The organism is Pseudomonas alvandae, from assembly GCF_019141525.1.
GTDB lineage: Bacteria > Pseudomonadota > Gammaproteobacteria > Pseudomonadales > Pseudomonadaceae > Aquipseudomonas > Aquipseudomonas alvandae.
Genome location: NZ_CP077080.1, coordinates 3,381,971 through 3,406,343 on the forward strand (window position 1 = coordinate 3,381,971; position 24,373 = coordinate 3,406,343).

The 24,373-nt window shown below is 61.5% G+C and carries 22 protein-coding genes; 10 read left to right on the forward strand and 12 right to left on the reverse strand.

Annotated elements, in window-relative coordinates; all coding sequences use genetic code 11:
• Positions 1-6: 6 nt before the first annotated feature.
• The 5 genes from KSS97_RS15080 to KSS97_RS15100 are packed head-to-tail and all read left to right on the forward strand — an operon-like array spanning position 7 to position 5,631.
• Entirely contained in the window at positions 7-1,119 is a 1,113-nt protein-coding gene (locus KSS97_RS15080) for a DUF2169 family type VI secretion system accessory protein (RefSeq protein WP_217859490.1), read from the forward strand.
• A complete protein-coding gene (locus tag KSS97_RS15085) occupies positions 1,116-2,156 on the forward strand; it encodes a hypothetical protein (protein ID WP_217862000.1) in 1,041 nt (346 codons plus the stop codon). Before KSS97_RS15080 ends, KSS97_RS15085 begins: the two co-directional genes overlap by 4 nt.
• Positions 2,156-3,355, forward strand: coding sequence for a PAAR-like domain-containing protein (locus KSS97_RS15090; protein WP_198796476.1), 1,200 nt, complete (start codon positions 2,156-2,158; stop codon positions 3,353-3,355). Before KSS97_RS15085 ends, KSS97_RS15090 begins: the two co-directional genes overlap by 1 nt.
• 20 nt (positions 3,356-3,375) lie before the next feature.
• On the forward strand, positions 3,376-4,302 hold the full coding sequence (locus KSS97_RS15095; protein WP_030138906.1) for a hypothetical protein: 927 nt from the start codon (positions 3,376-3,378) through the stop codon (positions 4,300-4,302).
• 33 nt (positions 4,303-4,335) lie between these two features.
• Positions 4,336-5,631: a TIGR02270 family protein gene (locus KSS97_RS15100; protein ID WP_217859491.1), complete on the forward strand. Its 1,296-nt coding sequence runs from the start codon at positions 4,336-4,338 to the stop codon at positions 5,629-5,631.
• A 30-nt stretch (positions 5,632-5,661) separates the two neighbouring features.
• Here the strand turns inward: KSS97_RS15100 and KSS97_RS15105 are convergent, their stop codons facing one another.
• Entirely contained in the window at positions 5,662-6,669 is a 1,008-nt protein-coding gene (locus tag KSS97_RS15105) for an SDR family oxidoreductase (protein WP_217859492.1), read from the reverse strand.
• Positions 6,670-6,853: 184 nt separating this feature from the next.
• On the opposite strand from KSS97_RS15105, the gene KSS97_RS15110 reads away from it, so the two are divergent.
• Positions 6,854-8,137: an MFS transporter gene (locus KSS97_RS15110; RefSeq protein ID WP_217859493.1), complete on the forward strand. Its 1,284-nt coding sequence runs from the start codon at positions 6,854-6,856 to the stop codon at positions 8,135-8,137.
• Here the strand turns inward: KSS97_RS15110 and KSS97_RS15115 are convergent.
• The 7 genes from KSS97_RS15115 to KSS97_RS15145 form a co-directional block, all read right to left on the reverse strand.
• Entirely contained in the window at positions 8,034-8,465 is a 432-nt protein-coding gene (locus tag KSS97_RS15115; RefSeq protein ID WP_217859494.1) for a DUF1810 domain-containing protein, read from the reverse strand. The two genes, KSS97_RS15110 and KSS97_RS15115, sit on opposite strands and share 104 nt — an antisense overlap.
• A gap of 69 nt (positions 8,466-8,534) precedes the next feature.
• The gene (locus KSS97_RS15120; RefSeq protein WP_217859495.1) at positions 8,535-9,227 is read right to left on the reverse strand and encodes a type 1 glutamine amidotransferase domain-containing protein; all 693 of its coding nucleotides are present in this window, start codon (positions 9,225-9,227) and stop codon (positions 8,535-8,537) included.
• Positions 9,228-9,515: 288 nt separating this feature from the next.
• Positions 9,516-10,838, reverse strand: coding sequence for an NTP/NDP exchange transporter (locus tag KSS97_RS15125; RefSeq protein WP_030138912.1), 1,323 nt, complete (start codon positions 10,836-10,838; stop codon positions 9,516-9,518).
• 62 nt (positions 10,839-10,900) lie between these two features.
• Positions 10,901-11,851 (reverse strand): SDR family oxidoreductase, encoded by a 951-nt coding sequence (locus tag KSS97_RS15130; protein WP_407683746.1) that lies wholly within the window; start codon positions 11,849-11,851, stop codon positions 10,901-10,903.
• Positions 11,852-11,999: 148 nt separating this feature from the next.
• Positions 12,000-12,260 (reverse strand): DUF2790 domain-containing protein, encoded by a 261-nt coding sequence (locus tag KSS97_RS15135; RefSeq protein WP_030138914.1) that lies wholly within the window; start codon positions 12,258-12,260, stop codon positions 12,000-12,002.
• Between the two features lie 438 nt (positions 12,261-12,698).
• The gene (locus KSS97_RS15140; RefSeq protein WP_217859496.1) at positions 12,699-14,072 is read right to left on the reverse strand and encodes a heavy metal sensor histidine kinase; all 1,374 of its coding nucleotides are present in this window, start codon (positions 14,070-14,072) and stop codon (positions 12,699-12,701) included.
• Positions 14,072-14,776, reverse strand: coding sequence for a heavy metal response regulator transcription factor (locus tag KSS97_RS15145; RefSeq protein WP_030138917.1), 705 nt, complete (start codon positions 14,774-14,776; stop codon positions 14,072-14,074). The genes KSS97_RS15140 and KSS97_RS15145 overlap by 1 nt, the downstream gene beginning before the upstream one ends.
• A gap of 179 nt (positions 14,777-14,955) precedes the next feature.
• Here KSS97_RS15145 and KSS97_RS15150 point away from each other — a divergent pair, with 179 nt between their 5' ends.
• The gene (locus KSS97_RS15150) at positions 14,956-15,741 is read left to right on the forward strand and encodes an SDR family NAD(P)-dependent oxidoreductase (RefSeq protein WP_217859497.1); all 786 of its coding nucleotides are present in this window, start codon (positions 14,956-14,958) and stop codon (positions 15,739-15,741) included.
• A gap of 12 nt (positions 15,742-15,753) precedes the next feature.
• Here KSS97_RS15150 and KSS97_RS15155 read toward each other — a convergent pair whose 3' ends face one another.
• The 3 genes from KSS97_RS15155 to gabT form a co-directional block, all read right to left on the reverse strand.
• On the reverse strand, positions 15,754-16,242 hold the full coding sequence (locus KSS97_RS15155; RefSeq protein WP_008146530.1) for an Lrp/AsnC family transcriptional regulator: 489 nt from the start codon (positions 16,240-16,242) through the stop codon (positions 15,754-15,756).
• A 45-nt stretch (positions 16,243-16,287) separates the two neighbouring features.
• Positions 16,288-16,944, reverse strand: coding sequence for an HAD family hydrolase (locus KSS97_RS15160; RefSeq protein WP_198796471.1), 657 nt, complete (start codon positions 16,942-16,944; stop codon positions 16,288-16,290).
• Between the two features lie 84 nt (positions 16,945-17,028).
• Positions 17,029-18,321: a 4-aminobutyrate--2-oxoglutarate transaminase gene (gene gabT / locus KSS97_RS15165; protein ID WP_217859498.1), complete on the reverse strand. Its 1,293-nt coding sequence runs from the start codon at positions 18,319-18,321 to the stop codon at positions 17,029-17,031.
• Positions 18,322-18,607: 286 nt separating this feature from the next.
• Between gabT and KSS97_RS15170 the strand changes: the two genes are divergently transcribed.
• The 3 genes from KSS97_RS15170 to KSS97_RS15180 all read left to right on the forward strand — a co-directional run bounded on the left by KSS97_RS15170 (position 18,608) and on the right by KSS97_RS15180 (position 21,349).
• Positions 18,608-19,534, forward strand: coding sequence for a 2-hydroxyacid dehydrogenase (locus tag KSS97_RS15170; RefSeq protein WP_217859499.1), 927 nt, complete (start codon positions 18,608-18,610; stop codon positions 19,532-19,534).
• 210 nt (positions 19,535-19,744) lie between these two features.
• Entirely contained in the window at positions 19,745-20,602 is an 858-nt protein-coding gene (locus KSS97_RS15175) for a GNAT family N-acetyltransferase (RefSeq protein ID WP_217859500.1), read from the forward strand.
• A 39-nt stretch (positions 20,603-20,641) separates the two neighbouring features.
• The gene (locus KSS97_RS15180; RefSeq protein WP_030138923.1) at positions 20,642-21,349 is read left to right on the forward strand and encodes a cupin domain-containing protein; all 708 of its coding nucleotides are present in this window, start codon (positions 20,642-20,644) and stop codon (positions 21,347-21,349) included.
• A 571-nt stretch (positions 21,350-21,920) separates the two neighbouring features.
• Here KSS97_RS15180 and KSS97_RS15185 read toward each other — a convergent pair.
• Positions 21,921-24,341, reverse strand: a complete 2,421-nt coding sequence (locus KSS97_RS15185) for an efflux RND transporter permease subunit (RefSeq protein ID WP_217859501.1) — start codon at positions 24,339-24,341, stop codon at positions 21,921-21,923.
• Positions 24,342-24,373: the final 32 nt, after the last annotated feature.

The window sequence follows — 24,373 nt, forward strand, 5'->3', positions numbered from 1 at the left end:
CGCGCGATGGAACTGCTCAACGCCAGCCAACTGCAAGTCGCCTATACCCTGGGCATGGCACCTGACGGCCGCGAATCCTTGGTCGTCGTGGCCAAGGGCACGTTCGATCTGCCGCTGGATGGCCGCGCCGCGAACCTCGCAGACATTCAGCAACCCTTGCTGATGGCTGACACCTTTCTCGGCGAGCCGGGCCTCAGCGCCCCACGCCAGGAAATGGACTTCGCCCCGTTCAAGCCATTCTGCGATGTGCTGGTGTGTGGCAAAGCCTATGCGCCGGGTGGACGGCCCGTGACCCAGTTGACGGCAGGCCTTCGTGTCGGCCGGGTCGGCAAAGCCTTTTCGGTGTTGGGTCCACGGCAATGGCAGCCGGGATTGATGGGCCTGTCGCCCGGTGAACCCCTGGCTTTTACGGAGCAGGACATCACCTACGCCCAAGCCTTCGGTGGCTCCCGCACCCTCGCGAACATGCCCGAAATGCGTGATTGCCATCCGCAGAACCCGAGCGGTTGCGGTTGGTACCCAGGCGGCACCGACGACATCGACATAGTCGGCAGGCCAATGCCTAACACCGAGGAGCTGGGCAAGCCCATCGACTCGCCGTCCGGCGACTTCCACCCGATGGCCCTCGGTCCCATTGGCCGCAGTTGGCCACAACGCGCCCGTTTTGCAGGCACCTATGACGATGCGTGGTTGGCCGACAGCTTTCCGTTCCTGCCAACGGATTTCGATAACCGTTACTTCCAGGCCGCGCCTGTCGATCAGCAAACCGATTACTTGCGCGGCGGCGAAGAGGTGCTGTTGCTGAACCTGACCCCGCAGGAACGAACAAGTTTTCGCATTCCCCAGATGGACGTGCCGGTGACCTTTTTCCGCAAGGAAGGCCTTCATGAAACGGTGCCGGCGCTGATCGACACCCTGCTGATCGACACCGATGCCCGCCAAGTGCAGTTGACCTGGCGCATCGCCCGTCCGCTGCGGCGCAACATCTTTGAGATTGCCCAAGTGCTCGTCGGCACCATGCCCAAGGCCTGGTGGCGTGCTCGTGGACTCGGCAAGGATTACTACCCGTCGCTCGATGCCCTGGTCAAAGCCAAACGGGCTGCCGAGGACGCGCACTGATGGCCGCCCTGTGCATCATCGGCTCGGGGATGGTCAGTGCCGTCGGCCTAAGCGCTCCGGCGAGCTGCGCGGCAATTCGCTGTGCCATCGACCACTTTCAGGAAACCCGTTTCATCGACCGCGCCGGCGAGTGGATCATCGGCGCCAGCGTGCCGTTGGAACAGCCCTGGCGCGGCCGCACGAAGCTGGTCAAGATGGCCGCGCTCGCCATCGCCGAGGCGTTACAAAGCCTTCCTGGGATTTCGCCGGAAAAGATTCCGCTGTTGCTGGGCGTGGCTGAAGCCGAGCGTCCCGGACGACTGAACGGCCTCGACATGGCGCTCTTGCATGACATCGAGGCTGAGCTGGGCCTGCGTTTTCATCCCGACTCCATCATTATTCCGAGGGGCCGGGTCAGTGCGGCCGTGGCCCTGCTCAATGCGCGGACGTTGATCTACCAGGACGGTCATCGCCACGTGCTGGTCGCTGGCGTCGATTCGCTGCTTTGCGGCCCTACCCTGGCCGCTTTCGAGCAACGCGAACGCTTGCTCACCAGCGAAAACTCCAATGGTTTCATCCCCGGCGAAGGCGCCGCAGCGGTGGTGCTGGCCGCTCCCATCGCCGCGGAAGCGCCGCAACTGACCTGCATCGGCCTGGGTTTCGGTGTGGAACCGGCCACGGTGGAATCCGAAGACCTGCCATTGCGTGCCGAAGGCCTGACCCAAGCCGTGCGCGTGGCATTGGGTGAAGCCGGCTGCGGGCTCGAACAAATGGATTACCGCCTGACGGACATTTCCGGCGAACAGTATTACTTCAAGGAGGCGTCGCTGGCCCTGAGCCGCAGCCTGCGGGTGCGCAAGGAATTCTTCCATCTCTGGCACCCGGCCGACTGCATCGGCGAAGTCGGCGCCGCCATCGGCCCGGCGATGCTTGCCGTGGCGCTGGCCGCCAGTCGCAAGGGTTATGGCGAAGGGCCGAACATCTTCTGCCACCTTGGCAACGACGCCGGCGAACGCGCCGCCGCGCTGCTCAGCTACCGGATCGTAAGGGCTGCCTGATGGCCAACGAAGTGTTTGCCAACAACATGGAGGTTTCCTGCAAGGCGGCGGACGGAAAATCCATCGCCTGTTTTCCAGACGTGTGCTTCACCCCGCCCCAGGCGCCGCCCACCCCGCTGGGCGTGCCCATTCCCTACCCCAACACGGGCATGGCCAAGGACACGACCAAAGGCACCCGAACGGTGAAGATCACTGGCAAGGAAGTGATGCTCAAGGACAAGAGCTACTTCAAGACCAGCTATGGCGACGAGGCTGGGAATGCGCCTAAAAAAGGCATTGTCACCAGCCGGAACAAGGGCAAGGTGTATTTCACCTCTTGGTCGATGGATGTGAAGTACGAGGGCAAGAACGTCGTCCGACACATGGACCTGACCACCCATAACCACGCATCCCAACCCGGCAATACAGTGCCTTGGCCTTATTCGGACAGAATGGAAATCGCCGAGGGCCTGGCGCAATGCGAGGGGGAAAGGAAACGGCTGAAAAAGGCATGCGACACCGATAAGAAAGTGGTCTGCCCGGATACCAAAACGCTGAAAGACGCACTCAAGACGCGTAATACCGCCAAGAAGAAAGCGGGCGATGGATTTTCGGACGATCCTGCGTACATGGCCGCCCATACCGGCGTTCTGAAGGAGTATTCCTCGTTGGCCAAGACCATCAACGCCGATCGTTGCCAAAAGGCCCTGCGCTGTTTTCTCGCCCCGTACAAGCCCAACAGATGTTGCCCGGGACAAACCGGAGATCACCTGATCGATTCGGCGTCCTTTACCGACGGCCCGGCCTTCGCGGGCCAGCCCAGGAACCAGCACCCGACAAAAGCAGGCTGGAGCAAATACGAAACCGACAAGGCGCCGGTCATGTGCGTGGAGGGCCCGAACCAGACCACTGCCACCCATGGCCAGATGCATACCCGGCGTGGAGTGGTTGCCCTGAGATCGGCCGACGCGAAAGGCGAATGGCCAAGGGCCAAGGCCACGAAGACAGGGGCCTTGGCGGCCAGGAAAACCTTTCCGGACTCCAAGTGTTCCCAGAAATGCCTGGAAGCCCAGTTGAACAACTACCACGACCAGGCGAAAAGCCCGGGCAAGGAGAAGCCGATCAATGCACGGGCCTCCATGACCAGTAACCAACACGAACGAGACAAAGCCATCAGCGAGATGTGCCCAAGCGATAACAATAGCGATAGCGGTCGCTAATCCTATTAGGAAACCAAAAGATGGACGCACTAGACCGACGATTCAGTGGACTCAGCATTGGCACCGGAGTCGTTCGATATTCGGATCTCAGCTACCTGATTACCACCAATGACCTTTCAATCAGCGAAGGCTACACGGGGTCGATTCTGTACACGCTTGACCGTGGAACCTGGTATTCCGGCACAGTGCCTTGGCTTGCCTGTTCCGGAACGGTCTGCCACGTGCCGGCCGAGCGGTACCTGGCGCTCGGCACGGACGGCTCGGTGCGAGCCAGCGGTGGAGGCGCAGTCAAGGAAGAACCGCCCATTGCCAATTGCGGAGTCGACCCGACAAAACGCGGCCCCCTTCGCGAAATCCGCGGCATCGCCAAAGGTCGCGCCTACGCCGTAGGCACCTGCCGCCAAGCCTACGTGCGCGACGGCGAAGACCAATGGCGATGCATCGACCAGAGCGCCCAGGTGGGCGACACCCCCATCACCGACACCAGCTTCGAATCCATCGATGGCTTCAGCGAGCAGGAAATCTATACCGTCGGCTGGGAAGGCGAAATCTGGAAATATGACGGTGCCGTCTTCACCCAGCAGAACAGCCCGACCAACCTGGCGCTCTATAAGGTGCGCTGCGCGCCGGACGGTTTTGCCTATGCTTGCGGCCAGCTCGGGACCTTGCTGCGTGGTCGCAATGATCAATGGGAAGTGATCGAGCACGACAGCACCCGGGAAGATCTCTGGGGCATGGAATATTTCCAGGGCCAGCTGTATGTGTCTTCCACCCATTTCGTCTACCGACTGGAGGGCGACACGCTCAAGCCCGTCGATTTTGGCGATGACGCGCCGGGCACCTGTTACCACCTGAGCGCAGCCGACGGGATCATGTGGTCCATCGGGCCGAAGGACGTCATGGAGTTCGATGGTTCGAACTGGACGCGGTGCCTGCAAATTGACTGATCAGGCGAAATATCCCTTCCGGATCAAAGGCCAATGACCACGCTGCCCGTTGTGCTCGACCTGCACGTTGAGGAAGCCGGTTTCCTGGCGGTCCTGCGCGACTACGCACTGCGCGCGCCCCACTACGACCTGGATGAACTGGGCGCATTGGAGGAGCGTATCGAAGCGCATCTCGATGGCCTGCGTATCGCCGGGGCAGCCGGCCTGGAAGCCCTTCTGGAGCAGCTCGGCCCGCACACCGTCGGCGAAATGTTCGCCAGCGTGGTGCTGGCCTTCGAGGCGGCCGATGCAAAGGCGCTGTCGCGGCTCAGCGAGCATTTGCGAAGCGCCGCGGAAACAGAGCGCGGTTATCTGATGGCCTTGGGCTGGCTTGACTGGGCGCGCATAGAGCCCTGGATCGACCGCATGCTTGCGGCACCCGAACCGCTTTTTCGCCGTCTCGGCCTGGCGGCATGTGGCATGCACCGCCACGACCCTGGTGCCGTCCTGCTGGCCGGACTGTCCGATGTTGATCCCCGCGTACTTGCACGTGCCGCCCGCACCGCCGGCGAGCTGCGCCGGCATGACCTGTCACAGGCCTTGCAAGTCCACCGAACGCATATGCACCCTGCCACCCGCTTCTGGGCCAACTGGGCAACGGCGCAAATGGGTGACCAGCAAGCCCTCGAACCGCTGCGACTGTTCGCCGAGCAACCAGGCGAGTTTCAATACCGCGCGGCCTGCGTGCTGCTGGCCTGGCAGGCGCGCGAACCGAGCATCGGCTGGATACGCCAGTGGGTACAGGATCCCCGGCAGCGGCGCATCGGCATCCAGGCCCTTGGGCTCTTGGGCGATCCGGTCAGCGTACCGTGGTTGATCCAACACATGGCCGATGCGCCTTACGCACGTGTCGCTGGCGAAGCCTTCAGCCTGATCACCGGAGCCGACCTGGCCCTGCTCGATCTGGAGCTACACGTCTTGCCGGATTTCGATGCGGGCCCGAACGATAACCCCGAAGATCCGCATGTCCTCATGGACCCCGATGAGAACCTGCCCTGGCCAAACCCTCAGTCCGTCGATGCCTGGTGGCAGGCCAATGGCGGAAATTTCCAAGTGGGGACTCGCTACATCTTGGGACTGGCCCAGAACGAATGCAGTTTTATGCAAGCGCTGGTCAGTGGCCAGCAACGTCAACGCATCGCCGCCGCCTGCGGTCTCGCGCGGTTCCGGCCGGGCGCGGCGCTGTTCCCAACCAGTGCGCCGGCCTGGCAACAAAAGCGGCTGTTGGAAATGACGGAAAGCCCAGATAACTGGCTTCGTTCGCATCTCATGAACCCAAGCGCCACATAAACTCAAAGCTTCGAATCGTGCTCGGAGCGCTTACATCACCGGCAATCTACGCATCTCTCCGCCCTCTCCCCGCAAACGCTCAAGATACGCTTCGGCATCCAGCAGTTGATAGGGAAAGTAGAGCCCAGGCGGGGTTGCAGGCTGACCGTCCAACCCGAGCAGGCGCTCAAGGTTCATGGCGACGCAGAGACCAGTCAGCGGCGCAGTGCCTGCCGGGTGGACGACGGCATGACGGGTGCGCAGCGAGTCGCCTCGAAGATCCTCGCCAGCGAGTTCGATGATGATCTCGGTGGAAATCGGATGTCCTTTGCGCCGGCTGGAGCTCACCCCGATGCCAATGTTGAACTGGACATTCGGTGCACCCGTCGCAGCCGCCAGGCCGACGACGTCAATGGAAGAAAAACCCGTGGCTTCGATTGCCGTGCCGTCCAGCGCGTGGAAGCGCGCCTTGGCGTCCTCCCCTTCGCGCCAGACAAATGATCCGCCGCGCCTGGTCAGCGCGGCGGGGAGCATTTTGTTCAGGTGTTCGAAATCGCTGGCAACGGTCGGGCCGCCCGTGTCCTGCTCATCGACCAGCGCATTGAGCCGGATATCGTCGATCCGGCCGAACTCACGGGCAATGCTCAATGTCGACACCGTCGTTGCGCCGACCATCCACTCATAACCGAGGACAATCGGCGATGCGCCTGGCGCGTGCATGTACATGGCGATCTCCGGAGCGATCTCGAAAACGCCGGAAGATATGCTCAGGTGCGGCACCCCGCGCTGCTGCGCAAAGCGCAATCCAGCGAGAGCGTGGTCCATGTAGAAGACCACCACCGCGCTGACCGCGCGATCGCCGAGGCCCAGGTCGTCGGCACCGGCGTCGATCGCCACGGCCTGCGCCCCGCCCAGTTGCTCCGCGACCCGTTGGGCCTTCGCAAGGTCACGTCCGCCAATCAACAACGGTACATCTGGATGAGCGGCGCGCAGCGCCCGGGCAGTATGGTGGCCGATAGCGCCAGAACCGCCCATGAACAGGATAGGATCGAGTGACATCATCTGTCCTCCTTGCTTTTGGGGTTTAACCTACCTTTGGTAACTTAGCACAGCATCATCGGGCTACCTACCCCTGCATTGATACCGCGCGTCGTCGAGCCGATGCCGACCCCGCTTCAATCCCCGACCTGATTCTGTCAGTGTGTGTGGCGTGCGCCGCTTCGCCTCGTCACAGGATGTTTCCATGCGAAAGGATTACTTGGCTTTTTTCATCTCGCTGTTTCTATCGAGGCTGGCGGACCAGATCCTGTTGTTCATCGTGCCGCTGGTAGTGTTCCAGACCACCAACAGCGCTTCATGGGCCGGGTTGGCGTTCTTCGTCGAATCACTGCCGCGCTTTCTCGCTTTCCCATTGTGCGGCGCCCTGTGCGACAAGTATTCACCGATCAGGATCCTGCATATCAGCCAGGTCTATCGGGCGCTGCTTTGTCTGTTGGCGATGGCGCTCTACGGCGTTTTTGGCGGCATTGCCTGGGTCGTGGTGCTTTCAGCCGTCTGTGGCGTGCTGACCACCCAAGGCATCATGGCCCGCGAAGTGCTGATGCCGTATGTCTTCCGGCATTACAGCTACACCAAGACCTTGTCCTATTCACAAATTGCCGACCAGACCGGACTGGTGCTCGGCCCATTGGTGGCGGCATTGTTGTTGGATATCTGGGCATGGCACTGGGTGGTGCTGTGGGTCGCCGCGCTGTTCCTGCTCGCCGACCTGGGCATGCGGGTATGGCAACGACTCAGCCGGGTAAGCCTGGAAGTGTACGAGCAGCACCAGGACATCTGGCTACAGCCCCTGCGGATCGCCTTCGGGCATATCCGCAACCTGGCGGAACTGAAAAAGATCATCGCGCTGGCGGTGGGCGTCAACCTGATTGTCGGCGTCACCTTGGCCACTTCGGCCGCCATGGTGATCGGCGAGTACGGTGCCGGCAAGGACCACTACGCCGGCTTGCAGGCGGCTGGCGCCGCAACCACGATCTTTATCCTGTTGCTCCTCGCGCGAGTAACCCTGCCCCTGCGGGTCTTAGGGGGAATTGGCTATTCGATGATCGCTGCAGGCGGGGTGATCAGTGCCCTGAGTCCAAACCTGTCGGGCTATGTCCTGGGCTTCCTGTTGATCGTCGGTTTCGACAAGATGTTCAACGTCTACGTGCGCACCATTCGCCAACGGGTCATTCCGCCCCAGGACTTCGGCAAGACCGTCGGGGTGATCACGTTGCTCAACAACCTGTCACAGCCACTGGCCGGTTTGCTGGTGGCGCTGCTGGCGGCGCCTTTGGGGACGCAACAGGTCATCCTGGTCCTGGCTGGGTTGACAGTCCTTCTGGGAGTGGCCGCCCTGTGGTGGTTTGCGAACGTGGACCGCTTCATACCTGCCGAGCAAGCAGGTCGAGCGTCCGTCGATCCGGCTCGCCCGAATAAAACCGATCGAGCGCCTGTTGATACAGTGGAGATCCCGACTGGGCGCTGATAAACAGCGTAAGACAGGAGCGAAACTTCAAATCATCGGGTGAGCCAAATATCCGCTCGGCGCTGGTCCCGCTGTGCTGCAGGACCGTCATCACGGTCTCCTCCAGTCGGGGTCCGAGCACATCGTGTTGCAGGTATGCGCGAGCCTCGGCAAGGCCGGAAATCCCGAAGAGGCTGGCCATTTCGGAACGACCGAGCCCTTGCAGTTGCGGAAAGATGAACCACATCCAGTGACTCTTCTTCCGCCCGGCGCGCAGTTCGTCCATGACGCGACTGAATACCGGACGCTGCGCCTCGACGAAGCGCGCCAGGTTGAAAGGGTCTTGCATGATCGATCCTCCCCCGCCGTTGAGCGCGCTGGCAAAGGGCGAACCGGCTGGCCGCCCCACAAAGTCGCCTCAAGCGCTCAGTTCCTGCTTCAGCCGCTTGAGCAGCGCCTTGGCCGCCGCTTCCGACGAGGCAGGGTTCTGGCCGGTGATCAGGTGACCATCCTCGACGACGTAACTGCCCCAGTCCGCGCCTTTGGAATATTCGCCGCCTTTGGCCTTGAGCATGTCCTCCACCAGGAACGGCACCACTTGCGTCAGGCCCACCGCCTCTTCCTCGGAGTTGGTGAAGCCGGTGACTTTCTTGCCTTTCACCACGGGCTGGCCATCGGGTGCGTTGACGTTCTTGAACACTCCCGGCGCGTGACAGACGGCGGCGATGGGTTTGTTCGCGGCATAAAAAGCTTCGATAAGCGTCTTGGAGTCGGTGTCCTCGGCCAAGTCCCAAAGGGGGCCATGGCCGCCCGGATAGAACACGGCATCGAAGTTATAGGGATCAACCTCGCCCAACGGCACCGTGCTTGCCAATGCGGCTTGAGCCTGGGTATCCGTGGCAAAGCGGCGCGTTGCGTCGGTCTGGGCACTCTCCTCGTCGCTCTTGGGGTCCAGTGGTGGCTGCCCGCCCTTTGGAGACGCAAGCGTGACCGTCGCCTTGGCGTCGACAAACACGTAGTACGGAGTGGCGAACTCTTCCAGCCAGAACCCCGTCTTCTTGCCGGTGTCGCCCAACTGATCGTGGGATGTAAGCACCATTAGAATCTTCATGTGAACTTGTCCTCCGAGCGGGAATGGGCGACGTGCGCTCGCCCTGCATTAGGGTTTGTACGAAAAGTCGCCGAGCGGCGATCAGGCAAGGCGAAAACAGGCGAGGAAGCGGAGTTGACTGGTTGTCAATGAGCATTCCGAGCCTGTTTTCAACGCAGCATGATCGTCGCGCAGGCACTTTTCGTACAAAGCCTAGTGTCAGAGGCTGCGCTGGTCCATACGTTCAAATGAGCGTAGCGAGCGTGAGAAAAATCATTCAGATGACGTTCTTCACGTTCTTCACGTTCTTCACGCTCTTGCCGAAATAGCCGCCAGGCGTAGCTCCCTTGAAGCGGCATAATCCGCCTGTCGTCCGAGTTGCCAACCCAGGTATCCCCACAACAACGCGCAGCACGCCCCCACCATCGCCGCCACGCCTGCACCTTGGCCGATCTGATCGAGCAGGCTCTTGGCCCAGCCACTCACGGCATCGCCGGCGCGATAGACCACGGTGTCGATGAAGTTCTTGGCTTTGTATTTGCTCTCGGCATCCAGGGGCGCAAATAACATTTCCCTGCCGGGCCGGACAAACGCGTACTCGCCGATTCGTCGCACGATCATCAAGGTTGCAAGCAGCGCAAAGCCCGGCGCCAGGGCGAGGCCCAGGAAACCGACGCACATGAGCAACGGCACGACCGCCAGCAAAGCACGCACGCCCAACCTCGGCGCGATACGACCGGTGATGAACAATTGGGACAGCAATGCGCCGGCCTGCACGATGATATCGAGGGTGCTGAAGATACGAACCTGCGATGCCCGGTCCGGGTAGTGCTCGGCTACCAGGCGCGCCTGCTCGAAATAGAGAAACGTGCTGACCGTCGCCAGCAGCACCACGAAGCCGGCGATTCCCACCAGATAAGGCGATCTGAACACCGCGACCATCCCGCTGAACGGATTGCCGGCCAGTGGCTGCCGCGGGTTTTGCGTGGGTGCTGCACCAGGTCGCCCCGCCCCGCCCTGTCCGCGCCAGCTCATCAAGGTCCGTTTCAACACCAGCGTGGCACCGAGCAACACAGCCGCGAGCAGCATCAAGCCTGACGCTCCCACCGCGTTGATCAACAGCGCGCTCAGCGCGGGCCCCAGCAGGCCGCCGACGCTGGCGCCGGCGGCGATGAATGCAAACAGGCGCTTGGCCTGCTCACTGTCGAACACATCCGCCATCAAGCTCCACGCCACCGAAACGACGAACAGGTTGTAAACCGATATCCAGACGTAAAACACCCGGGCGAGCCAGACACTGTCTGGAAGGAACTGGAAAAACTCGACGAACATCAGCAGATTGATGCCAAAGAAGCCATACACCCAATCGATCAGGCGCAGCCGCGGCACTCGGGAACTGAGCCAGGCGAATAACGGAACGGCTGCCAGCATCACCAGGAAAGTCGCGGTGAATAGCCATTGCAGGTTTTCCACGCCCGCCGCAATGCCCATCGACTCACGGATCGGGCGCAGCATGAAGTAACCGGTAAACAGGCAAAGAAACAGCAGGAAGCCACACAGCGCCGGACGCAGTTCACCGTCATGGGCGTTAAGGGCAAGGCTCAGCCGCTGTACGAACGTCATCGTACTCATGGGAACTCCAGAAAGAAGGCTACGGGACGGGCGCGAGGCCGATGCCCGCGCCCTGGATAGGATCAGCGATAGGTAACGCCGGTCAGGCGCTCGGAGGTCGCCCAGAGTCGTTCGGCATCCGCTTCGTTGGTCGCGGCCGGTGGCGTCTTGGCGAACCCCAGCGGACCGCGTTTTTCGTCATCGCCGGTCGGCCCGTAATAGGCGCCGCCAACGGCCTGCTCGGCAGTCGCCGCATACAAGGTGGGCAGCGCGCCTTGAGCCGCAGAGTGGTATGCATCGCGATCCTTCGCCCAGCGCTGGCCGAACTCGCTGTTGACGCCCGGGCCCCGGGCGATCAGTTCAGTGACGGCCACGCCAGGATGCGCGGCGATGCTGCGGATCCCCCACTTCTGTTCGTCACTGCGCCGTTGCAACGCGAACGACCACTGCAAGATGGCCAGTTTCGACTGGGCGTAGGCGGCATAAGGGTCGTATTTCTGCTCGGACTGCAGGTCGTCGAAATTCACTGCGCCGCGCGTGGCCGCGATGCTGGAAAGGCTCACCACCCGGGCATCGTCGCTTTGCCGCAGGAGCGGAACCAGCAGGCCGGTCAGCGCGAAATGTCCGAGGTAGTTGGTTGCCAGCTGAAGCTCGAAGCCATCGGCGGAGGTGCCTCGCTCAGGCGGCGCCATGATGGCTGCATTGTTGATCAACACGTCCAGGCGCGGCAGCCGCTGGTTGAGACGCTCGGCCAGGCCGCGCACCGAAGACAGGTTGGCCAGGTCCACGGACTCGAACTGCAACTTGGCGTCGGGTACGGCCTCGCGGATACGCTTGATGGCGTCCGCACCCCGCTCCGGGTTGCGCGCCGCGATGATGACCTCGGCCCCCGCCCGCGCAAGTGCCAGGGCGTCCTCATAGCCCATACCGCTGGTGCCGCCGGTTACCAGGGCAATCCGGCCCTTCTGTGAAGGCATGTCGTGGGTCGACCAGTCGGGTTTGGGCACCGCCCGGTCCGATGCTTCGGTGCTCATCGCACTGAGGAGTGCGACGCCGGCCGTCAACGTTCGGGTCCGCCTCATGAGCTGGCTGATGGTGTATAGAAAGCCGCCTGCGGGGGTGATTGCTCTGTTCCACATGATTTGAGTTCCTTGGTTGGATGGCAAACTGGTGCGACCGGGCTTACTGAATGGCGCAGGCGTCTGTCTGTTGAAGGAAGGTGACGTGACGAATCTGCCCGTGCGTGTCGACGTAAGTCATCGTTGCTTGCCCGACTTCGCATACGGTTGATTTCGGCTCATCGATACGAACCGCCTGCGCAATGTCCAGCGGCATACCGTATTCATAGGCCGGAGCCTGGGTCTGTTCCTTGGCAAACAGAGGCGAACCGCTCAACGTGATCACTGCCAGCAGGCTGGCGACCGAAAAGTTTTGAATATTCATGGTGTACTCCACTGTCCTGACCGGGATGGTGGTTGCACTCTAGGAGGGGGACGCTGACGTCAAGGTGACGGGTGACTGACAGGAACATGTCAAACGCGAGCGCGATGGCCAAGTGTGGGAGCGAGCTCGCTCGCGATGGTGGAGTTCCAGTTGAGGAAGATGTTGAATGTGCCGGCGTCTTCGCGAGCAAGCTCGCTCCCACAGGGGGTTGTGGCGGGCATGGGTTGCAGGTTCGCTGAAGAACCAGTGTGGGGGCGGGCTTGCTCGCGAAAGCGGTGGCTCTGTCACATCAATGCCGAATGTGCCGCCGCCATTGCGGGCAAGCCCGCTCCCACAGGGGGTTGTGGCGGGCATGGGTTGCAGGTTCGCTGGAGATCCACTGTGGGAGCGGGCTTGCTCGCGAAAGCGGCCGTCCGGCCAGCGGAGACGCTGAGTTGATTAACGCGCTGGCTGGCTCGTCAGAGAGAACCCGAAGGTGTTGACCCCGTCCTTGCTATGGGCGAACACCCGCCCGCCGTGCATGGAGGCTACCGCCCGCACGATGGAAAGCCCCAGGCCATGATGTGCGTCACTCCTGGCCCTCGCGGCATCGGCTCGGTAGAAACGCTCGAACAGACGTTCCAGATGCACATTTTCAATGGGCTCACCGGCATTGGAGACGCTGACCTCGGCCTGCATGCCATGGCTGACCAGGCTCACCGTGATCGTGCTGGTCGGCACCGCGTATCGCGCCGCGTTCTGGATCAGATTGGCCAGGGATCGGTGGAACAGGCGTCGGTCAATACGCACCCGCATGTCGCCTTGGATCACCACGTTCAGCTGCTTGTCGTGCAAGACCGGTTCCAGGTACTCCACGGTCTTCGACGCCTCTTCGCAGAGCGACACGTCGCTGAGTTCAGTGGCCCGCTGCCCGCTTTCCGCACCCGCCAGGAACAGCATGTCATTGACGATGGTGCCCATCCGCTCCAGCTCTTCGAGGTTCGATTGCAGCAAGTCCTGAAGCTCATTCACGTCTCGTCCGTGGGCCAGCGCGACCTGGGTCTGGCCAATCAGGTTGGTCAAGGGCGTGCGCAGTTCATGGGCAACATTGGCGTTGAACCCTTCGAGCTGGCACCAGGCGGCTTCCTGGCGCGCCAGGGCACCGTTGAACGACACCGCCAGTTCCTGCAATTCCCCAGGCAGCGCCTCGGTGTCCAAGCGTTGTTTCGAATCCCCCGGCGGCAGGCTGTTGGCCTGGCGGCTCAAGCGCCGGACGGGTGCCAGGCCAAAACGCGCGATCCAATAGCCCAGCAGTGCGACCAGCACTACGCCTAGCGCCGACGTGAGGATCAATGTCTTGGTGAAATGATCCAGGGTCTTCATGAACGGCGTTGAGTCGAGCCCCACGATAAAACGCAACTCCGGGCGGCTGCCCATGGCGGCAATGGTCTCGACCAGCAGGACCATGGGGCGGTCCCGGCCAGGTATGGTGACGCTGGAAAATCCATCCGGGCGCGTCGACCAGTCCCGGCCATCCGGCATCGCACCGCCATAGCTGTACGTCGGATTGTCCACCAGGACCCAATAGCGCACGCGTTCGTCGGCGGGCGTCAGACCGTCGAGCTTCTGCCGCAGCCCCACCCAGAATTCCGGAGAGTCATATTTCGCCAGCACCGGGTCGAGAACCGAGTGGCGCAGGGTCAGCTCGTTTTGCATCTGGTCTTCGAGCGATTGCTTCAAGGAACAGCGCAACAACGTCGCGCAGACGGCGGTGATGAGCATGACCGCGAGGGCAAACATCAGGGCGAGCCGCTTGGAGATCGAGCTTTTCATCACAGCGCACCGACTTGCCTGTCACTTGCTTCGCGGCTCTCCAGCACATAACCCATCCCCCGGACGGTATGTAGCAATTTGCGCGGATACGGCGCATCAACCTTGGCGCGCACACGCTTGATCGCCACTTCGACCACGTTGGCGTCGCTGTCGAAATTCATGTCCCAGACCTGCTCGGCAATCATCAATTTGGAAAGAATCTCGCCCTGGTGCCGGGCCAGCAGGCTCAACAGACAGAACTCCTTGGCCGTCAGGTCCAACCGCAACCCGGCACGGGTGACCTTGCGAGCCTGCAGGTCGACCTCCAGGTCGTCGATGCGCAGGTGCGTGGGATCGACCGCGTCATCGGCGCGCCGCCGGATCAATGCCTGGACGCGCGCGACCAGTTCGGCAAAGGAAAAGGGCTTGGCCAGGTAGTCATCGGCGCCCTCTCGCAACCCCCGGACGCGATCGTCTACCGTGCCCCTTGCCGACAACATGATGACCGGGGTCTTCTTGCGCAGACGCAGCCCCTGCAACACGCCGTAGCCGTCCTTGCCCGGCAACATGACATCCAGGATCACCACGTCGTATTCCATTTCCAACGCACAGTGCAGGCCATCGATGCCATTCGTCGCGACATCGACAATGTAGCCGAGCTCGCTCAAGCCACGGTGAACATAGGAAGAGGTTTTTTCTTCGTCCTCGACAATGAGCAAGCGCATCAGGTATCTCCTCTCCGGAAGCGGGGCAACCTAAAGAGTCTAGACAGCGAAGGTGTCCGGAGACTGACCGCTGCCTGACATTCTTGTCAGAAATCGTTTCCGAGATGCCATACTGGCCTGCGGCTCTTGTCACCCGCAGCCTTGCTCCGTAGCCCTCACGAAAACAACTGGGAAATGCCATGCCAGACACAACCGGAAAGAACCCCGTGGCTCTGATCAGCGGGGTTGGCAGCGAGATGGGAATCGGTATGGCGATCGCACGGAGGCTGGGCGCCGCCGGTGCCAGGCTGGTCGTCACCGCCAGCAGCGCGCGCATTGTGCAACGTGTCGAAGAGCTGCGGGGCGAAGGTTTTGAAGTCGAAGGACGGGCCCTTGACCTCACCGATGAACGACAAGTGCGTGATTTCGGCCTGTGGGCCGAGTCAGTGTGGGGGCGCATCGATGTGTTGGTGAACAACGCGGGCATGGCCATGCAAGGCAGCCCGGAGTCGTTTGCCGAAGTGGCGACTTTGGATCTGGAAACATGGAACCTGTCACTGGCCCGGAACCTGACAACGGCGTTCCTGCTGACCCGCGCCGTCCTGCCCGGCATGCAGGCGCGCAATTATGGCCGCATCGTCAATATCAGCTCCACCACCGGCACCCGCTGCAGCAACCCCGGCGAGGCTGCCTATAGCGCTGCGAAGGCGGCCATGGTGGGGATGAGCATGGGCTTGGCGCTGGAAGTGGCCCGCCAGGGAATCACGGTCAACTGCGTCGCGCCCGGCTGGATCGCTACCGGCTCGACCACCGCCGAAGAAGCCCATGCAGCGGGCTATACGCCAATGGGCCGGGCGGGACGCCCCGAAGAAGTCGCCGCCTTGGTGGCTTTCCTGGCATCCGCTGAGTCCAGCTACATCACCGGTGAGGTCATGGTGGTGGATGGCGGCAACTGTCTGGTGGAGAACAAGGCGCCCGGGCGCTGATTCACAAGCGAATCAGTGGCGCAATAGCCTGCGCAGCGGCACCCCGTCCTTGAGCACCGGGGATTTGATGACGATGTAACTGAAGTACTTGGAAATACCGATGTTCTTGTCCAGCAGCCCTTCGATCACTTCCTGATAATGCTGGATGCTGCATGTCATGAAACGCACCAGGTAATCGTAGCCACCGCTGATCAAATGGCACTCAAGTACCTCGTCGACCAGGCGAATGTTGGATTCAAACTTGGCGAAGTCTTCGCGTTTATGGTCGCTGAGGGTGATTTCGGTGAAGACCGTCACCGAATCGGTGATCTTGGCCAGGTTCAGGTGCGCTCTGTACCCGGAAATGTAGCCGGCCGACTCAAGGCGCTTGACCCGCTGCAGGCAAGGGCTGGAGGACAGCCCCACGGCATCGGCAAGGCTGACGTTGGTCATTCGACCGTCCTTCTGAAGTTCGACAAGGATACTGATATCAATTCGGTCTAGTTTGATTAAACCTTCCATCGGGTACCCCATTATTGCCGTTCAGTGACAGTGGTTTTAGCAAATTCAACGTCGCAAAGATAGCTGATGCTGGGCCACCAGATCCGCCATGCTGGTGATGTGGAAATCGGCGGATTGTTCTTCGGTGGGTTGTTCCGGGCCACGGCGGATCAGGCATAACCCCGCCGACTTCTGTAAGCGCTCGGAGGCCTTGGACACCTGCATGATGTGCTCAGGCTGGAGCGTGTTCGCCAGCAGCCAGGCTTCGTCTTCCAACGGATTGATGGCCCGTGAATGCAGGTCCTCGGGTGGAATGCCCAAACGCTCGCAGAGGCTGTCACGGTCTTCGGCGTCGCGGTCGCAATACACCAGCAGTCGATAGAATTTGCGCAGGTACAACATGGCACCGGGTGCGTCTTCGAACAGCGACCAGGTACTGGCCGAACGGGCAAAACTCATGCCCTCCTCCCAGTTGGCCTTGAGCCCCAGGCGCTCGGCCAACTGACGGTGGGCAAAGCACAACAGGCCACTGAAACCCAGCTCGGAAAAACGCGGATAGAGCCCGCGCACCGCCGCGTCGAACTCTGCCAGCACCGCTTCCCTGGCAAGCGCGCCTGGGTGGCTTTCGAGCAAAGGTTGCAAGGCCGTCCAGATACCGGAGTCCCGATCGACCAGGACTTCGTCGCAATCAATCAGCAGCGCGCGATAATCAGTCAGGTGCATGTGTGTCGCCTCCCGTGATGCATCCATGTGCTCCAAAGGCCTTCGGTCGGCGCAGGCTCACTGGCTGCCGACCGGGACCTGGAATCAACTCAACACCCGTGACAACGCGGCTTCAAGTATGACCAGGGCTTCGTCGATCTGATTTTCTTCAGTGACCAGGGGCGCAAGGAAACGCAGCACATTCCGGTACACCCCGCATTTGATCACCAGCAATCCGCCTACCCTGGCCTGATCGATCAGTTGTTGGGTGAGTTCGGCATCAGGACTGCGCGCTTCATCGTCCTTGATCAATTCGATGGCCAACATGAAACCGGTACCGCGCACGTCACCGATACGTGGGTAACGTGCCTGCAAGCGCAGCAGGCCCTGGCGCAAACGCTCGGCCAATAGTTGGCCGCGCTCGATCAACCGGTCCTGCTCGTAAGTGTCGATCACCGCCAACGCGGCCGCACACGCCAGGGCGTTACCGCCATAGGTGCCACCCAGGCCACCGGGCAACGGCGCATCCATGATCTGCGCACGTCCCACGACGCCTGATATCGGCAAGCCGCCGGCGAGACTCTTGGCGACGGTCACCAGGTCCGGCTGGATCCCGGCGTGCTGGAAACCGAACCATGTGCCGGTGCGGCCGAAACCGGTCTGGATTTCGTCGAGAATGAGCACGATGCCATGTTGCTCGGTCAGGCGGCGCAGCGCCTGGAGAAATTCCGGCGGCGCGGTAAGGAAGCCGCCATCACCCTGCACCGGCTCGATGATGATCGCCGCGACCCGATCCGGGGCGACTTGGGTCGCCAGCAATTCGTTAAGGGCCTGCAAGGCCATCTCGCTGGTGAAACCGCGATAGGCGTTCGGGTACGGCGTATGAAACACCTCCGGAGCGAGAGGCCCGAAGTTCTGCTTGTACGGTTGGCTCATGCCGGTCAGCGTCGTGCCGAGCAAGGTACGCCCATGAAATCCGCCACGGAACGCAATCACCGCTGGCCGATTGGTGTGGGCGCGAGCGATCTTCACCGCGTTCTCCACCGCCTCGGCGCCAGACGTGAACAGCGCCGCCTTGTAGGCGTCCTGGCCACCGACCAATGCGCACAGGCGTTTCACCAAGTCGAGATAGGGTTTGTAGGCCACCACCTGGAAACACGCATGGCTGACCTTTTGCAACTGGGCTTGCACTGCGGCGACCACGTTCGGGTGATTGTGGCCGATGTTCAAGACGCCGATGCCGCCGACGAAGTCCAGATAACGCTTGCCATCCACATCCCAGACCTCTGCGCCCTGAGCCCGGTCGATGACCAGCGGATGCGCGGTGACCAATCCCCTGGGCACGAATTGATCACGTTGACGAAGCAAGTTCGGGGTTTCTTCGACTTTACTGTTCATGGCATCTCCCACAGTGAACCAGGCAACCGGGAAACGGCTGCGATGTGTCCCACAGGTTAAGCGTTCGACGCAATTGTCTAAGCCGAACTTGGCCTCCGGGAAATTCGGATCGACTGTTTTCACCCCGCTAAACAGCAGATTCCATCAGCCGGCTCCAGCCCCATGGAATCTGCCGATAAAAGCCTTCAACACCGCAGTGGCAGGCAGTTATGCCGGCGCTTTCGAAACATCCTGCTTCGCCACTCGGGCATGCTGGAGGTTCCCGATCCAGTGTGAGAAGTCATCCATGGCCCTGCTTTATAAAGCCGACCCGGTACGCGGTGAACAATGGAAACGTCTATTCGCCGAGCACGCTCCGGACATCGAATGGCGTGCCTGGCCCGACATCGGCGATCCGCGTGATATTCGCTACCTGGCCGCCTGGCAGGCGCCGGACGACCTCGAAACCCTGTTGCCGAACCTGGAGGTGTTGTTCGCGCTGTCGGCCGGGGTCGACCAGCTCGACCTCGACCTGTTGCCTGCTTCCCTGCCAGTGGTACGTCTACTTGACCCGGGCATCACCCAAGGCATGTGCGAATACGCCAGTTTCGCCGTCCTCGGGCTGCACCGGGATATGCTCCGCTATCGCCAGCAACAGTTGGCCCGGTGCTGGCAGGCTCATCTGCTGCAGCCGGCCGCCAAGCGCCGGGTCGGCGTGATGGGCCTCGGCACGCAGGCCCGGCAGATTCTCAGCACCTTGCAGACCTTTGGTTTTGCCTTGTCAGGCTGGGCGCGCAGCGAGCATCACATCGCCGGGGTGGACTGCTTTGCCGGTAGCGAACAGCTCCCGGCGTTTCTCGGCCAATGCGACATCGTGCTGTGCGTCTTGCCATTGACCGAGCAGACCAGAGGGATTCTCGATCACCGGTTGTTCCAGCATCTGCCCAAGGGGGCCGCCCTGGTCAACATGGGCCGGGGCGCACACCTGGTGGAAGCGGATCTGCTTGAAGCGCTTGCCAGCGGCCAGCTCAGTGCGGCGGTGCTCGATGTGTTGCAACAGGAGCCAGCGGCGGCGGATCACCCTTTCTGGGAACACCCGCAAATCTGGCTGACGCCGCATATCGCGGCGATGACCCAACCTGAAAGTGCCTTTGGCGTATTGCTGGACAATATCCGTCGGCATCAACGCAATGAATCGATGCTCGGCGAGGTTGATCGCAAGCGCTGTTATTGATCTGGGCTTGCCTTTTTTTCGACGCAAGATCGCTGGAATTTATTGCCGTGCGTGCTGCGGATTTGAGCAAGAACTGCGGCCATGGACGACGCCACTCATGCAATCTGCCGAATCATTGCCGGCCCCTTGCCAGGCCAATTGGCAGGTGAGATACACACACTTTCAGCGGCGAAATCCCACCGGTTTCGGCCCTGTCCACGGAGCTAAGTCATGCCTAACTCGCAACGCCCCGCGTATACCTTTCGCCCCATGACCGGCGCCGACCTGGAATCGGCCCACGCCTTGTCCGTGCAATTGAAATGGCCCCACCGCCTGGAGGACTGGGCCATGCTGCAACGCGTCTCGCAGGGTTTCGTTGCGCAGGACGACGACCGCCTGATCGGTACCGCGTTCACCTGTGCGCAAGGTGACTACGCCACGATCGGCCTGGTGATTGTCAGTGACGAATACCAGGGCCAAGGCATCGGTCGCAGGCTCATGGAGCTGGCGCTCGAGGCATGCGGATCGAAAATCCCGATGCTCAACGCGACGCTGGCCGGCGCCCCACTTTATGCCAGCCAGGGCTTCGTTGACTTTGGGCATATCCAACAGCATCAGGGTCACGTACTTGTCCCCGCCGTTCCTGCCCTGCCAACTGACGAACGCTGCCGCGAATTGACCAACGCCGATCGACGCCAGCAAATCGAACTGGCCAACGCGGGCAGCGGCTTGGACAGGCGCGCCGTGCTCAACGATCTGTTCGACAGTACCGAGCACGCCGTCGGTATCGAGCGCGATGGCCAGCTACGCGCCTTCGCCCTCCTGCGCTCTTTCGGTCGTGGGCGTTATATCGGCCCGGTCGTCGCGGAAAATCCACAACAGGCCAAGCATTTGATCGCGGTGCTGTTGGCCCGGGCACCGGACGCTTTCCTGCGCATGGACATCCCTTCCGACTGCGAGCTGGGGCCCTGGCTTGAAGAAGCCGGACTGAAGCAAGTCGACACCGTCGCGCAAATGGCCCGCGGTACCCCGCCGCAGGCCAGTGGCGGCATCCATCAGTTTGCCCTGGTGACCCAGGCCATCGGCTGACCTCCCCTTCATCGTTATTACCCTCGGAGACACCGCATCATGCTAGAGCCCACCGCAGTGCTGCTGGCCCACGCCGACGGCCGCCCGGCCTCAACCGCGTTCACTTCCGGTTCATTGGGGGCCAACGATCCTTTCGACCGGCGCATTGCCTATGTCGCGGCGGATGACATCGCTGCCGGCGTGGTCCACGCGAGTGGCGAGTTCAGCGTCGATGAATATCCCTACAGCGAAACGATCGTGGTGCACGCGGGACAGGTCACCCTGCGGAGCCAGGAACAGACGCTCCGGCTCAATCCGGGAGACAGCGCCGTGATTGCCCGTGGCACGTCGATCCGGATCGAGGCACAACCGGATTCTCTCTGGGCTTTCTGCGCCGATATCCAGCCTGCCGAAGTGGGCAATGTCGGGCTGATGTTCCTTGCGCCACAAACATTGCTCTCGCCCTCGACGCCTCCGAGTGAAGAGATCCTGCTGGGGCCGACACCGCAATGCCGTTCGAACAATCTGTTTATCGAAGAAGCGACGAACCTGCGCATCGGCATCTGGGACTCGACGCCCTACACCCGCCGGGCGAGGCCGCATGCGATGCATGAGCTGATGCATTTGACCGAGGGCAACATCGTTCTTCAACTGGCGGATGGCACGGGGTTGGCGGTGGGGACTGGGGATACGGTGTTTGTGCCCCGGGGGGCTCCTTGCGCCTGGAAGAGCGGGGTTTATGTGCGCAAGGTTTATGTTTGCAAGTAGCGTTTCCGCTCTTTGTCATGTGGGAGCGAGCCTGCGCGCGAAGGCGGAGTGCCAGTCGATGAAGATGCTTCATGTACCGGCCTCTTCGCGAGCAGGCTCGCTCCCACACTGTTCTGCGGCGTATCTGCATTGGATGGCTGCCGAAAATCCAATGTGGGAGCGGGCTTGCTCGCGATAGCGGTGGTTCAGCCAAATAAATCCTGGCTGATGCCCCGCTCTTGCTCTTGCTCTTGCTCTTGCTCTTGCTCTTGCTCTTGCTTTGGATCTTGCTTTGGATCTTGATCTTGATCTCAGCGCCCCGTTAAACCACGCTGGCCGAACGCAGGTCTTGCGCAGTGGGCATCCCGGCATGGATGCCGGGATAGCCGCGCCGGGCCATGGATGGCCCATCGCGGCGGGCCCACGGAGCAAGGCCGGAGTGAGGGCACACCGAGCCTAGGCGAGGTGCCGAGTGGTGGGGCAAAGCGCTTTTGCTTACTTTTGGCGCTTCTCCAAAAGTGAGCCGCTGTAAGAGCGGAACCGTCAGCAGCCGTTACAAAAATAACGGATATACACGCCATCCAACCGAAAATCACCCCCGAACCCACCGCCCCCACCGACTCACCTCAAGCTTTTTTGCAAACACCTCCCGCGGCAACAACCACCAAGCCAACGCCGGCAACAGAATCAAAGCCCCCAGCATATTCACCAAAAACATGAACGCCAGCAGAATCCCCATGTCAGCCTGGAACTTGATCGGCGAAAACGCCCAGGTCGACACCGCCACAGCCAACGTCATACCCGTCAACAACACCACTTTCCCCGTGAACAGCAGCGCCTGGTAATACGCCTGGGCCAAGGTATCGCCGGCCCGCATCCGAGCCAGGATCACGCTCAACACATACAACGCATAATCAACACCAATGCCCACGCCCAGCGCGATGACCGGCAGTGTCGCCACTTTCACCCCCATGCCCAGCCCCACCATCAGCGCCTCGCACAGGATCGACGTGAGCATCAGCGGCAACATCGCACAAAGGGTCGCGCGCCAGCTGCGGAAGGTCAGCAGGCACAACAGACTGACCGCACCGTAGACCCAGAACAGCATCTCACGCATGGACTTCTTCACGACGATATTGGTCGCCGCTTCGATCCCCGCGCTACCGGCCGCCAGCATGAACTTGACCTCCGGCACCCGGTGCTCGGCGATAAATTGCTCACTGGCCTCCACCACCCGGCTCAAGGTGTCGGCCTTGTGATCGGCCAGGTAGATGTACAGCGACAGCATCGAACAACCCTGGTTGAACAGCTCTCGCGGCGCGCGGGTTTGCACGGCCCCCAGGGCGCCGTCATTGGGGATCAGTTCATACCATTTGAAGTTGCCCTCGTTATAGCCCGCCGTGGCGATCTTGCTCAGCGCCGCCATCGAAGTGGTCGATTCCACTCCGGGCAATTGCTCCAATCGCCAGGCCAGCGCATCGACCGCCGACAGGCTGGCGTAACGGGTGCATTGATCCTCCGGGGTCTTGATCATGACCACGAAGATGTCCGAGCTGGCCGCATAGTTCTGCGTCATGAACAGCGCATCGCGGTTGTAGCGCGAGTCGGCACGCAGCTCCGGCGCGCCAGGGTCCAGGTCGCCGATCTTCAGGTGCAGGCTCACGGCAAAACCAAACGCGGCCAGCAGCAAACCCGTCAACATGGCGCCAACGGCCCAGCGCCGTTGGGTGAACAGATCGAGCGCACGCCACAGTGGATGCTTGATCTGCGCCTGCTGTTCGGTGGTTTCCGCACTCAGGCTGCGTTGGGCCGCCGCCGGACTGACGCCGATGTAGCTGAGCAGGATCGGTAGCAGGATCAGGTTGGTGAAGATCAGCACCGCTACGCCGAGGCTGGCAGTGATCGCCAGGTCCTGGATCACCCGGATGTTGATCAGCAGCAGCACCGCAAAGCCCACCGCATCGCAGAGCAAGGCGGTAATGCCGGCGGCGAACAATCGGCGGAAGGTATAGCGCGCGGCGACCACCCGGTGGGTGCCACGGCCGATGTCCTGCATGATGCCGTTCATCTTCTGCGCGCCATGGCTCATGCCGATGGCGAACACCAGGAACGGCACCAGTGCCGAATATGGGTCCAGCTCATAACCGAGCAAGGCCAGCAGGCCCAGTTGCCAAAGCACGGCGGCCAGCGAACAGATCACCACCACCAAGGTGCTGCGCGCGCAACGTGTGTAGCCAAACAGCACCAGTACCGTCACCAGTACCGCCACCACGAAGAACAACAGGACTTGGGTCATCCCTTCGATCAGGTCGCCGACGATCTTGGTAAACCCGGTGATATGAATCCGCAGGTCAGCGGTTTGATACTTGTCTCGCAGTGCCTCCAGTTGCCGTGAGAACTCGCCATAGTCCAGCGCCTTGCCGGTCTGTGGATTGATCTCCAGCAACGGCACGAAGATCACACTGGACTTGAAGTTGCCGGCGACCAATTGACCCACTTCGCCGGAGCGGGCCACGTTGATCCGCACTTGTTCAAGGCTGGTCGCCGACCCATCGTAGTCATCGGGAATCACCGTGCCGCCGTCCAGCCCCTCTTCCGTCACGGCGGTCCAGCGCGTGGTCGGCGTCCACAGTGATTTCATGTAGGGCCGATCCACACCCGGCAGCAGGTAGAGTTCGTCGTTGAGCTTGGCCAAGGTGTCGAGGTAGTCCTTGGTGAAGATGCTCCCCTCCCTGACTTCCACAGCGATGCGCAGCGAGTTGCCCAGGCCGCTCAGTTCACTGCGATTCTCGAGGAAATTGGCAACGTAGGGATGCTCGGTGGGAATGGTCTTCTCATAACTGGCGTTGATACCGATGCGCGTGGCTTGCCAACCGAGCACCAGCGTCACCAACAGGCACAGGAGGACCACCAGCGGTCGATGGTTGAAGATCGCTCGCTCGGCGAAGTTGCCCGACGCCCGGTCGAAGTCTTCCTGGCGGCCGATCACGGTTTGGGTTTTGTCGTCTTTCAAGGTTGACTCCTGTTGCGCGAGCCGTGGCTCGA

Bases quoted from the DNA above. Each gene is read 5' to 3' on its own strand.
- KSS97_RS15125 (WP_030138912.1), bottom strand. From the start codon at position 10,838: ATGAGTACGATGACGTTCGTACAGCGGCTGAGCCTTGCCCTTAACGCC.
- KSS97_RS15180 (WP_030138923.1), top strand. From the start codon at position 20,642: ATGCTAGAGCCCACCGCAGTGCTGCTGGCCCACGCCGACGGCCGCCCG.
- KSS97_RS15170 (WP_217859499.1), top strand. From the start codon at position 18,608: ATGGCCCTGCTTTATAAAGCCGACCCGGTACGCGGTGAACAATGGAAA.
- KSS97_RS15135 (WP_030138914.1), bottom strand. From the start codon at position 12,260: ATGAATATTCAAAACTTTTCGGTCGCCAGCCTGCTGGCAGTGATCACG.
- KSS97_RS15175 (WP_217859500.1), top strand. From the start codon at position 19,745: ATGCCTAACTCGCAACGCCCCGCGTATACCTTTCGCCCCATGACCGGC.
- KSS97_RS15095 (WP_030138906.1), top strand. From the start codon at position 3,376: ATGGACGCACTAGACCGACGATTCAGTGGACTCAGCATTGGCACCGGA.
- KSS97_RS15100 (WP_217859491.1), top strand. From the start codon at position 4,336: ATGACCACGCTGCCCGTTGTGCTCGACCTGCACGTTGAGGAAGCCGGT.
- KSS97_RS15120 (WP_217859495.1), bottom strand. From the start codon at position 9,227: ATGAAGATTCTAATGGTGCTTACATCCCACGATCAGTTGGGCGACACC.
- KSS97_RS15105 (WP_217859492.1), bottom strand. From the start codon at position 6,669: ATGTCACTCGATCCTATCCTGTTCATGGGCGGTTCTGGCGCTATCGGC.
- KSS97_RS15090 (WP_198796476.1), top strand. From the start codon at position 2,156: ATGGCCAACGAAGTGTTTGCCAACAACATGGAGGTTTCCTGCAAGGCG.
- KSS97_RS15115 (WP_217859494.1), bottom strand. From the start codon at position 8,465: ATGCAAGACCCTTTCAACCTGGCGCGCTTCGTCGAGGCGCAGCGTCCG.
- KSS97_RS15130 (WP_407683746.1), bottom strand. From the start codon at position 11,851: ATGAGCACCGAAGCATCGGACCGGGCGGTGCCCAAACCCGACTGGTCG.
- KSS97_RS15160 (WP_198796471.1), bottom strand. From the start codon at position 16,944: ATGCACCTGACTGATTATCGCGCGCTGCTGATTGATTGCGACGAAGTC.
- KSS97_RS15140 (WP_217859496.1), bottom strand. From the start codon at position 14,072: ATGAAAAGCTCGATCTCCAAGCGGCTCGCCCTGATGTTTGCCCTCGCG.
- KSS97_RS15150 (WP_217859497.1), top strand. From the start codon at position 14,956: ATGCCAGACACAACCGGAAAGAACCCCGTGGCTCTGATCAGCGGGGTT.
- KSS97_RS15080 (WP_217859490.1), top strand. From the start codon at position 7: ATGGAACTGCTCAACGCCAGCCAACTGCAAGTCGCCTATACCCTGGGC.
- KSS97_RS15145 (WP_030138917.1), bottom strand. From the start codon at position 14,776: ATGCGCTTGCTCATTGTCGAGGACGAAGAAAAAACCTCTTCCTATGTT.
- KSS97_RS15155 (WP_008146530.1), bottom strand. From the start codon at position 16,242: ATGGAAGGTTTAATCAAACTAGACCGAATTGATATCAGTATCCTTGTC.
- gabT (WP_217859498.1), bottom strand. From the start codon at position 18,321: ATGAACAGTAAAGTCGAAGAAACCCCGAACTTGCTTCGTCAACGTGAT.
- KSS97_RS15110 (WP_217859493.1), top strand. From the start codon at position 6,854: ATGCGAAAGGATTACTTGGCTTTTTTCATCTCGCTGTTTCTATCGAGG.